Annotated in this window: 7 protein-coding genes; 5 read left to right on the top strand and 2 right to left on the bottom strand. The window is 55.9% G+C overall.

Annotation, left to right across the window (positions count from 1 at the left end):
* The 4 genes from CFB10_RS22445 to CFB10_RS22430 form a co-directional block, all read left to right on the top strand.
* Positions 1–249: IS3 family transposase (locus CFB10_RS22445; RefSeq protein WP_141097745.1), on the top strand; the 249-nt coding region annotated here is incomplete at its 5' end.
* A gap of 417 nt (positions 250–666) precedes the next feature.
* The gene (locus CFB10_RS22440; RefSeq protein ID WP_026363337.1) at positions 667–2,430 is read left to right on the top strand and encodes an ABC transporter ATP-binding protein; all 1,764 of its coding nucleotides are present in this window, start codon (positions 667–669) and stop codon (positions 2,428–2,430) included.
* Between the two features lie 203 nt (positions 2,431–2,633).
* Complete coding sequence (locus tag CFB10_RS22435) at positions 2,634–3,746, top strand: acyltransferase (protein ID WP_026363338.1); 1,113 nt, start codon at positions 2,634–2,636, stop codon at positions 3,744–3,746.
* Between the two features lie 133 nt (positions 3,747–3,879).
* Positions 3,880–4,665, top strand: coding sequence for a 2-keto-4-pentenoate hydratase (locus CFB10_RS22430; protein ID WP_020008905.1), 786 nt, complete (start codon positions 3,880–3,882; stop codon positions 4,663–4,665).
* Between the two features lie 68 nt (positions 4,666–4,733).
* Here the strand turns inward: CFB10_RS22430 and CFB10_RS22425 are convergent, their stop codons facing one another.
* The gene (locus CFB10_RS22425) at positions 4,734–5,639 is read right to left on the bottom strand and encodes a LysR family transcriptional regulator (RefSeq protein WP_026363339.1); all 906 of its coding nucleotides are present in this window, start codon (positions 5,637–5,639) and stop codon (positions 4,734–4,736) included.
* 184 nt (positions 5,640–5,823) lie between these two features.
* On the opposite strand from CFB10_RS22425, the gene CFB10_RS22420 reads away from it, so the two are divergent.
* Positions 5,824–6,879, top strand: coding sequence for an aldo/keto reductase (locus CFB10_RS22420; RefSeq protein WP_020008907.1), 1,056 nt, complete (start codon positions 5,824–5,826; stop codon positions 6,877–6,879).
* A gap of 48 nt (positions 6,880–6,927) precedes the next feature.
* On the opposite strand, the gene CFB10_RS22415 is transcribed toward CFB10_RS22420, so the two are convergent.
* Positions 6,928–7,878, bottom strand: coding sequence for a bile acid:sodium symporter family protein (locus CFB10_RS22415; RefSeq protein ID WP_020008908.1), 951 nt, complete (start codon positions 7,876–7,878; stop codon positions 6,928–6,930).
* Between the last annotated feature and the right edge of the window lie 50 nt (positions 7,879–7,928).

The following is a 7,928-nucleotide window of genomic DNA, read 5'->3' as shown; positions in this document are numbered from 1 at the left end:
TCGTTCCTCAGGCACCACAATCTGGTTCACTCGATGAGCCGACGCGGCAACTGCCATGACAATGCGGTGGCCGAGAGCTTCTTCAATCTTCTGAAGCGAGAGCGGATACGGCGCAAAGTCTACCGTTCACGCGATGAAGCACGCCAGGACGTGTTCGACTACATCGAAATGTTCTACAACCCGAAACGCAAACACGTCAGGAACGGGATGCTGTCGCCCGTCGAGTTCGAGAAGCAGCAGAAAATCTAACCCGAGGGTGTCTACGAAACTCGGGGCTATTCAATACGAGCAGAAATGCAAATGTAGATCTGACCTGCACTTATCAACCCCTTAGTCGTTCCCATTATCAAAGCCGGAGTTGGCCTGCACCAACGAGGACATTTTTCAGGAGCACCCGGCCAGAGTCATGTTCATACTGTGGTTCCAACACTACGCAATGTTGACACTTTGAAGCCCTAGGCTTATTGGCGTCGTTTAAAATTAGTTGAAGAGGCTCTGCAGTTCGGCAGAACCTTTTTCACGCGTTTCACCAAAATTGCGTGATAAATATCATCGAGCTTGGCACGGCAGTGATTGGAACCTTAAAAGCCATCCCGCATAACAACATGCTCCTGATTGTGCGATTGAAAATCTGTGTGAGCGTCGACGTCAAATAAGGATGTTTCTGTGATCGGATCGTTTTTGTCGCCAAACGACAAGAAGTTGCTGACGCGACTTTTTAAAGAAAATTTCAAAAAGCACGTTGGCTGGTACTCTGCTGCAATCGCGGCTATGCTTGTAGTCGCCGGTATGACGTCTCTCAGCGCATGGATCATGCGTGATATCGTCAATAGCGTTTATCTGAAACAGGGTTTCAACGTCGTTCTCGAAATTGCAGTTGCCGTCGCAGTCATCTTTATAGTCAAAGGACTCGCGACTTTTGTACAGAGTTATTATCTGAGCAAGGCTGGCAACAGCATTGTTGCTGAACAGCAACGCAAGATTTATGACAGGCTTTTGAAACAAGGGGTTTCCTTCTTTCAGAATTTGCCGTCCTCTGAATTGCTCGTCCGTGTTACCTATAATGCTCAATCCGCTCGCAGCGTCATAGATACGATTGTCACGTCGTTCGTCCGAGACCTTTTCTCGCTTCTCGGATTGATCGTCGTGATGTTCGCTCAAAATTTCCTTTTGAGTGCTATTTCCATGATTATTGGCCCGCTTGCGATTTTCAGCGTGCGCCTGGTTCTGCGCCGTGTCCGCAAGATCATGGAGGCGGAACTCGCTTCACTCGGCGAAATCGTCAATGTCGTGCAGGAAACTAGCATCGGCGTTCGTGTGATCAAGGCGTTCTCCCTGGAGAAGCTGATGCGCCAGCGCATGAACAAGGCGGTGTCGGACGTCGAACAGCGTGCCAACGGCATTGCGAAGCTGGAAGCAGCGACAAGCCCCATCATGGAAACATTGTCTGGCCTTGCGATTGCAGCTGTCATAGCTATCTCCGGTTACACTGTCCTTGAAAAAGGCGGCTCGCCAGGGGATCTGATGGCATTTATCACGGCATTGCTCCTCGCTTACGAACCCGCAAAACGTCTTGCCCGTATGAGAGTACAGATCGAGGGCGGAATGATTGGCGTTCGCATGATGTTTGAAGTGCTGGATGCCCCATTGACTCTCGCCGAGAAAAAGGACGCCGTACCGCTCCCGAAGGCAAGCGGCGACGTTGAACTTAAGAACGTCAGCTTCGAATATGTTTCCGGCCAACCCGTTCTTAGGGACGTCAGCGTTCTGTTCGAAGGCGGCAAGATGACTGCGCTGGTCGGCCCATCCGGCAGTGGCAAGTCGACTATCATCAACCTCATGATGCGTCTTTACGACCCGCAGAACGGTTCTGTTGAAATCAACGGTACGGATCTCCGCGATGTTTCCTTTGCTAGCCTGCGTGAACATGTTTCGTATGTCGGTCAGGAAACCTTCCTTTTTTCCGGGACGATTAAGCACAACATCTCCGTCGGTCGCGACAATGCGACAGAGGAAGAGATCATCGCTGCAGCCAAGGCCGCAAATGCGCATGACTTCATTATGAAGATGCAGGACGGATACGAAACCAGGCTCGGTGAAAACGGATCCGGCCTATCGGGCGGTCAGCGCCAACGCGTGGCCATTGCTCGCGCAATGCTTCGAGACGCGGATATCCTGATCCTCGATGAAGCGACGAGTGCACTGGATTCCGAATCCGAGTCTCTCGTGCGCGATGCGCTTGAGCGTCTGACTCTCAACAAGACCTCTATTGTCATTGCCCACCGTCTCTCCACCATCAATCGTGCCGACAAGATCGTCGTGATGGATAATGGCGAAGTTGTCGAACAAGGCAGCCGGCGTGAGTTGCTGGCGAACGACGGCCTTTATAAGCGGCTTCACAACATCCAATTTGACGCGGACGTCGCCTGATCAATGAACAAATTCGGGCGGAAATGCCGCTCGAATTAACTTCTGTCCGCTAGAGGCGAGTAAACAGATTTGGACGCACTTTGGTCCCCACGAGCCGCCAAAGTTTTTCAGAATATGGGCTATGGATATCGGGTTACGTTATCGACCGCGGTGCACATGAAGACAGATTGCGAAGCGATATGAAATTGCCTATGGCTTGCAATATGAGTGACACGTCCAAGATAACCCGGCTGAGTTTCCTTGACGGCCTGCGAGGCATCGCGGCATTCGCCGTTATTTTCTGGCACTGGCAGCACTTTTTCTTCAATGGGACAACACCGGGTCCGTTCTCTACGGAAGGTCAGCCGTTTTACCAAGCCGTATCCGTCTTCTATCGGGAAGGCTGGCGGGCCGTCCCGCTCTTTTTTGCTCTCTCTGGCGTGATTTTCTTCTGGTTAGCTGAAGAGAAGCTGGTATCGAAAAAGATGTCATTGGCGGCATTCGCCGTCGATAGGTTCAGCAGGATTTATCCGCTGTACATCGTCACGTTTTTTGCGGTCTTCATTGTTCAATTGTTCGTTCGCGGCGAGACAGGAAGCTATTTTGTCTATCCGTTCTATGACGCCTATCATGCCGTACTGAACATCTTCATGGTGTCAGCCTGGGGGTTCGAAGACGGATGGTCTTTCAATGGACCAGTATGGTCGATTTCCGTTGAAATCCTGCTCTACATTACCTTTGCTTTCGGATGCATACTTGGAAAAGCTCGCTATCTTTTTTTCGCCAGCCTGTTAATCCTTGGGTATTTACTTCCGGCGTCGGCTTTCAAGGTTGCGAGCGGACTAACGCAATTCTATCTCGCAGGACTTCTATTCGTTGCTTTCAGAAAAGGAAAACAACGATTTGGGAATCGGGCTATCGTTCCGTTTGCAATCGCAGCAATCATATGCTGGGCCGTCCTTATTTTAGTTCCCGAGACAAAGAAGTTCCTACTTGATACGGTCGCCTTTCCCATCGGTATCGTTGCTGTGACCGCATTGAATCTGCGCTACCAGCCTAGGAGTCGCTTATTCGAATGGCTGGGTGACGTGAGTTATTCGGTCTATCTATGGCACTTCCCGCTTCAGTGCTTGTTCGTGCTCACCGCATTTCGATTAGGATACGATAAAAGCGTATTCTACTCGCCGGTAGTCGCTGTGGCATTTTTCGGCGTCGCCACAGTCATTTCTATTCTGTCGTTCTCGTATATAGAGCTTCCAGCTAAACGAGTTCTTAGGTCACTGTTAAAGGGTGGTAGATCGATGCAACCAAAAATCGAGGCACTCAACCCGAACTGATGATGTCAGTCAGGACGGGAGCTGCGCGTGCTCTCCGAGCCGTTGTAATAGTTGTGCACAGCGACGGTCGCGACAGAAAGCGTGAAATCGTGACAGCATTCGGCGATTACGCTCACCAAGGAACATCGAGACTATGACAGGTATCAAAACACTGGCGGAAAACTTCGCAAAAGCGAGCCGCGAGGGTGCAAAAGTCACTCTGGCGGCGTTGCAGGCGGAGGGTCTCATTCCCGGTGACCTTGAGGAGGCTATGGCGGTCCAGCAGGCTTTTGCTGAAAAATGGGCAAAACCGGTTGCCGGCTGGAAACTGGCGATCCGCCCGGATGGTGAGGCCATCGGGGCGCCCATGTTCGATTGCGTTGGGGTCGATGAAACCGATGCCGCTTCTTTTCCTGAAGATGGCACCGAAGGCCTCGAGGTCGAAATCTGCTTTACGCTTTCCGCCGATATCCCCCCTGCGGCAGCGGGGCCGCTGACCAGGGACGACCTGACAGGATATATCGACAAGGTCCACCTTGGTGTGGAACTTCTCCGCTACAGGCTCGTGGAGAAAAATCAGGTGCCTTTTCCGCTCTTTCTCGCGGATCGCCTCGCCAACCATGGCTTCGTCATCGGCCCGGAAGTGGATAGAGGCATCGTGGACGTCTTTGCCGGAAATGGTGAGAACCTGCCGCAGCTTACCGTTACCGAGGGGTCGGTGCAGCTGTTCGACGCCACGGTAAAACATCCCAATGGTGATCCGCTCGCGCCACTGGTCGCCTTTGCCAATGCGGCATTCAACAAGGGCGACATGCTCAAGGCCGGCAATGTCGTGACGACGGGCAGTCTCTGCGGTGCGATACCAAGCACACTTGCCGGCGAGACGCAGATCACGCTGAAATCGGTTGGTGCTTTCTCGCTGTCCGGTCCGAGACCATAGGCGTTCCCCCAGTTTTTGGGTCCCCCTGCTGCTTCATCCTGGTCGCGCTTTCCAATGCCTCCGGAAGGTCACTTCACCCGCCCATATTCGCCCAGAAAATCGAGCAGCGCCCGGATGCGTGAGGGAAGCGGCCCGCGCTGGCCGACATAGACGGCATGAAACATCTCCGTTTCACCCGTATCGAGATGATTAAGCACGGGGATCAGCCGGCCGGCGGCGATATCGTCCCTCACGGTGAAAGCGGCAAGGCGCACCAGCCCGACGCCGGCAAGCGCCAGACGGCGAAGGCCTTCGCCATCGCTCACCTGCACACGTCCCGTCGCCGGGATGAGGACGGTCTTTTCCTCGTCCCGCAACGGCCACCCGTCGACTGACCGGGCATAACCAAATCCGAGGCGATTGTGATCTTCCAGATCGGCGATTGTTTGCGGCACACCGCAGCGCTCCAGATAGTCAGGGGCGGCGGTGATGATCATCCTTGTCTCGCCGAGTTTGCGGGCAACGAGGCTTGAGCTTTTGAGCGGCCCGGCGCGCACCGCGACATCCATGCGCTCTGCAACGAGGTCGACCACCTGATCGGTCTGGACGATATCGAGCGTGATATCAGGATGAAGCGCCAGAAAGCGCGGCAGGATGGGCGCAAGAATATGCGTTGCATAAGAAGCGCTGGTGTTGATCCGCACGCGGCCGACAGGCTGTTCGCCCAAGCCGGCGGCACGCTCGGCCTCTTCGAGATCGGCGAGGATGCGGGTGGCCCTTTCGTAAAAAGCGCAGCCCTCCGGCGTTATCTGAAGCTGCCGGGTGGAGCGGATGAGCAGGCGCGCGCCCAGGCGACCTTCCAGCCGTGCGATAAGCTTGCTCACCGCTGAAGGCGTCATGTTCGCCGCCGCGGCCGCACGGGAAAAACCTCCGAGTTCAACCACCCGCACGAAGATTTCCATCTCCCCTGCCCGGTTAATCTCAAGTCGCGCCATGATGACTTCATCTCACAAGTGATATTATTTTCGGCATTCTATTTCATTGAAGAGCCAGCGTCTATCTTCAGACAGCGATTGAAACACATCACAATCTTCGTCTGCCAGATCACGAAGGGATGGGAGGCACGGCGCCACCAGGCGCCCGGCCTCGAACCATGCCGAAGCAACAAAGGAACACCCCATGGAATATCGCTATCTCGGCAAATCCGGCCTGAAAGTGCCGGTTTTGAGTTTCGGCACCGGAACTTTCGGCGGCTCCGGCCCACTCTTCAGCAACTGGGGCAATTCGGATGCTGCGGAAGCCCGGCGCCTGATCGACATCTGTCTCGAAGCCGGCGTCAACCTGTTCGATACGGCCGATGTCTATTCCAATGGGGCATCGGAGGAGGTTCTCGGCGAGGCCATCAAAGGCAGGCGCGACAGCGTTCTGATTTCAACCAAGACCAGCCTGCCGATGGGCGACGGGCCGAATGAGGCCGGATCGTCCCGCTCCCGGCTGCTGCGCGCGGTGGATGACGCCCTGCGCCGTCTCCAGACCGACTACATCGACATTCTTCAGCTCCACGCCTTCGACGCCTTCACACCGGTTGAGGAAGTATTGTCGACGCTCGATACCCTCGTCCGCTCCGGCAAGGTGCGATATACTGGCGTTTCGAATTTTTCAGGCTGGCAGATCATGAAATCGCTCGCCGTCGCGGACCGATATGGCTGGCCGCGTCATGTGGTCAATCAGGTCTATTATTCCCTTATTGGCCGGGACTACGAATGGGATCTGATGCCGCTCGGCGCGGACCAGGGCCTTGGCGCGATGGTCTGGAGCCCGCTAGGCTGGGGGCGGTTGACCGGAAAAATCCGCCGCGGCGCACCGCTGCCCGAAGGGAGCCGGCTGCACGAGACCGCCAGTTTCGGCCCGCCGGTGGATGATGAGCGTCTCTACCGCGTGATCGATGCGCTCGACGCTATCGCCGAAGAAACCGGCAGAACCGTGCCGCAGATCGCGCTCAACTGGCTGCTCAGACGGCCCACCGTTGCCACTGTCATTGTCGGCGCACGCAATGAGGAACAGCTTCGCCAGAACCTCGATGCCGTGGGATGGGAGCTGACACCCGCACAGGTGGCGCGGCTGGACGAGGCCAGCGAGACGACTGCTCCCTATCCGCATTTCCCGTATCAGCGGCAGGCGGGCTTTGCCCGTCTCAATCCGCCGGCCGTAACACGTCAAACTATGCCGCTCTAAGGCGGGTCAGGCCGCCTGAACTGCAGGCGGCCTGACAAATGCGGAGCCTCAGGCGGCTTTGTTTCCGGAGCCCGCTTCCACCCGGCCCGAAAACCAGTTCGCCAGGATTGCACCGGAAATATTGTGCCAGACGCTGAAAATAGCGCTCGGAACCGCCGCGAGAGGCGAGAAATAGGCCGTGGCAAGTGCCGCGCCGAGGCCCGAATTCTGCATGCCCACCTCAATCGCGATGGCCTTGCGTTTGGCAAGCGAAAGGCCCGTTGCCTTTGCCGCGAGATAACCGATGAGATAACCAAGCCCGTTATGCAGTACCACGACGGCAAAAATCATCAGCCCGGACTGGGCGATAGACGCCTTGGATCCTCCCACCACCGCCGAAACGATGAGCACGATGCCGATGACGCTGACGAGTGGCAATGCCGGAACGGCGGCCTTGACGAAACCGGGCAGCAGCTTCTGCAGGGCGGCGCCGAGAGCAAGCGGAACCAGAACGACCTTGACGATGCTGAGGAACATCGCCCAGCCGTCAACCGGCAGGAACTGGCTCGCGAACAGCCAGACGAGGAACGGCGTCACCAGCGGCGCGGCAAGCGTGGTGACCGAGGTGCAAGCAACGGACAAGGCGACGTCGCCCTTGGAGAGATAGGTCATGACATTGGAAGACGTGCCGCCCGGGCAGCAGCCGACCAGAATGACGCCGGCCGCGACTTCCGGCGGCATGGGAATGATCCGGGTAAGCAGCACCGCCAGAAGCGGCATGATAAGAAACTGGCCGAGCACGCCGATCGTCACATCGAACGGCCTTTTGACGACCTCCCTGAAGTCATCGACCGAAAGCGTCAGCCCCATGCCGAACATGATGATCGACAGGAGCGTGACGATCCACGGTGCGATCTGCTTGAACGTATCCGGAAAAAAGAAGCCGAGCACGGCAAACAGGATGACCCAGAGGGCAAAGGTCTTGCCTACAAATGCCGAAACGGCTGCCAGCGTTTTCATGTCTATAACTCCCTAATGAACACGAGACCCGTCTAGACTCCAAGGGGTTC

This window comes from Agrobacterium sp. 719_389 (assembly GCF_900188475.1).
Taxonomy (GTDB): domain Bacteria; phylum Pseudomonadota; class Alphaproteobacteria; order Rhizobiales; family Rhizobiaceae; genus Agrobacterium; species Agrobacterium radiobacter.
This window is presented reverse-complemented; position numbering and strand designations above follow the sequence as displayed.

What these genes read in the sequence shown, in the direction of transcription:
- CFB10_RS22420 (WP_020008907.1), top strand. Translation starts at nt 5,824, where the DNA reads ATGGAATATCGCTATCTCGGCAAATCCGGCCTGAAAGTGCCGGTTTTG.
- CFB10_RS22425 (WP_026363339.1), bottom strand. Translation starts at nt 5,639, where the DNA reads ATGGCGCGACTTGAGATTAACCGGGCAGGGGAGATGGAAATCTTCGTG.
- CFB10_RS22430 (WP_020008905.1), top strand. Translation starts at nt 3,880, where the DNA reads ATGACAGGTATCAAAACACTGGCGGAAAACTTCGCAAAAGCGAGCCGC.
- CFB10_RS22435 (WP_026363338.1), top strand. Translation starts at nt 2,634, where the DNA reads ATGAGTGACACGTCCAAGATAACCCGGCTGAGTTTCCTTGACGGCCTG.
- CFB10_RS22415 (WP_020008908.1), bottom strand. Translation starts at nt 7,878, where the DNA reads ATGAAAACGCTGGCAGCCGTTTCGGCATTTGTAGGCAAGACCTTTGCC.